Annotated in this window: 2 protein-coding genes; one reads left to right on the top strand and one right to left on the bottom strand. The window is 67.4% G+C overall.

Going from position 1 to position 1,975, the window contains the following annotated elements:
- Positions 1 to 275: 275 nt before the first annotated feature.
- Entirely contained in the window at positions 276 to 869 is a 594-nt protein-coding gene (locus ACIRS4_RS36215; protein ID WP_404204210.1) for an ankyrin repeat domain-containing protein, read from the top strand.
- 12 nt (positions 870 to 881) lie between these two features.
- Here ACIRS4_RS36215 and ACIRS4_RS36210 read toward each other — a convergent pair.
- Positions 882 to 1,975 (bottom strand): flavin-containing monooxygenase (locus ACIRS4_RS36210; RefSeq protein ID WP_404204206.1); only part of this gene is annotated, 1,094 nt, incomplete at its 5' end.

The following is a 1,975-nucleotide window of genomic DNA, read 5'->3' as shown; positions in this document are numbered from 1 at the left end:
CCGGGGCCGGGGCCCCCCGGGGGGGGGGGGGGGGGGGGGGGGGCGCTGGGGGGGGGAAGGCGATTCGGTCGACGGATGGAGCAGCGGTGATGGGGACCTTGTGGTGGCGTGCTCGGGGAGTCCGGGTCGGGGTGGCGGTGGTGGCCGGGGCGGTGGTCGTGGCCGCGTGCTCGGCTGAGCCGGGGGCGAAAGATGGCGCGGAGACGAGTCAGCAGACGCAGAACGGATCGGTGATGATGTCGGACAACAGTGGTTCGGGGCCGGTCGATGTGCCGGTGGAGCAGGCGAACAAGGCGTTGCTCGAGGCGGCGAAGGACGGGGACGCGGACGGGGTTCGGGCCGCGTTGAATCAGAAGGCGCAGGTCGAGACTCGCGATGGGTCGGGGCGGACTCCCTTGATGATCGCCGTGCTGGATGACAATGTGCCGGTGGCCAAGGTGCTGATGGAATTCGCGGCGGATCCGGACGCGAAAGATGATCGCGGGGAGAGCCCCTGGGTGAATACCGGGGTCACCGGCAGCGTCCCCATGATGGAGTTGCTGCTACCCGCGCAGCCGGATCTGACATTGCGGAATCGGTTCGGCGGCAACGCGCTGATCCCGGCCGCGGAGAAGGGGCATCTCGATTACGTGCGAGAGGTGTTGCGGCAGACCGATATCGACATCGATCACGTCAACGATCTGGGCTGGACCGCGCTCCTCGAAGCCGTCTACTACGGCAATGGCAGCGCGGTGTACCGCGACATCGTCCGGGTGCTGGTGGACAATGGCGCGAACGTCTCGATTCGTGATGCCAAGGGCCGCACGGCTTATGACCACGCAGTGCGTCGCGGATTCACCGAGATCGCGGCACCGGTGAAACCCCGGTGACCCCACACGACACTAGGCGCGCTCGAAGTGGATGGCGGGGTCGGTGATCTTGCCGTAGCGGAGGGCGGGCAGGTCGCGGAGGTAGTTCATGTGGAGCTTCCAGGGGGCTCGGGTGCCCTGTTTGGGGAGGACGTCGAGGGAGCGGAGCACGTAGCCGGGCTCGAAATCGAGGAAGGGGGCCGGGCCGATGGAGGGGTCGCGGACCGGGGTGGCCTTGGTGTAGCCCTCGGCGTCCATGTGGCGCAGCAGGCGGACGACGTATTCGCACACCAGGTCCGCTTTCAGGGTCCAGGAGGCGTTGGTGTAGCCGATGATGAAGGCGAAGTTGGGGATGCCGGAGAGCATCATCGCCTTGTAGGCCATGGTGTCGGGGAGGTTGATGTCGTGGCCGTCCACGGCGAGGGCGATGCCGCCGAAGGGGATCAGATTGAGGCCGGTGGCGGTGATGACCATATCGGCGTCGAGGTCGCGGCCGGATTCGAGGCGCAGACCGGATTCGGTGAAGGTGGCGATGCGGTCGGTGACCAAGTCCAGCTTGCCCTGGCGGATGGCCCGGAAGAAGTCGCCGTTGGGTGACAGGCACAGCCGCTGGTCCCACGGCTTGTAGCTGGGGTTGAAGTGGGTGTCGATGTCGAAACCCTCGGGGAGCCAGCGCTGCTGCCAGCCGCGGATCCACCCCCGCATGCGCGTCGGATAGCGTTGCGACAGTTGATACATCGCGGTGCTGAGGGCGACGTTCTTGGCGCGGGCCACCGCGTACGCGGCGTGGGTGGGCAGGAGTTTACGGGCGCGGTCGGCCAGGCCGTCGCGGGCGGGCATCGAGATGATGTAGGACGGGGAGCGTTGCAGCATGGTCACGTGCGCGCCCTGCTCGACCAGCGCGGGACCGAGGGTGATCGCGGTGGCGCCCGAGCCGATGAGGACGACCCGTTTGCCCGCCACGTCGACCGATTCCGGCCAGTGCTGCGGATGGATGATCGGTCCCGAAAAACGTTCCGTGCCCGGGAAATCCGGGGTGTAGCCCTCGTCGTAGCGGTAGTAGCCCGAGCAGCTGAACAGGAAGTCCGCGGTCAGGGTGATCGGTTCCCCGTCGTGGTCGGCGGTCA

Origin of the sequence: Streptomyces sp. NPDC101166, from assembly GCF_044768125.1 — a bacterium.
In the GTDB taxonomy this organism is placed as follows: domain Bacteria; phylum Actinomycetota; class Actinomycetes; order Streptomycetales; family Streptomycetaceae; genus Streptomyces.
Note: the sequence above shows the minus strand (reverse complement) of the source record. Positions and strands in the feature narration are given on the sequence as shown.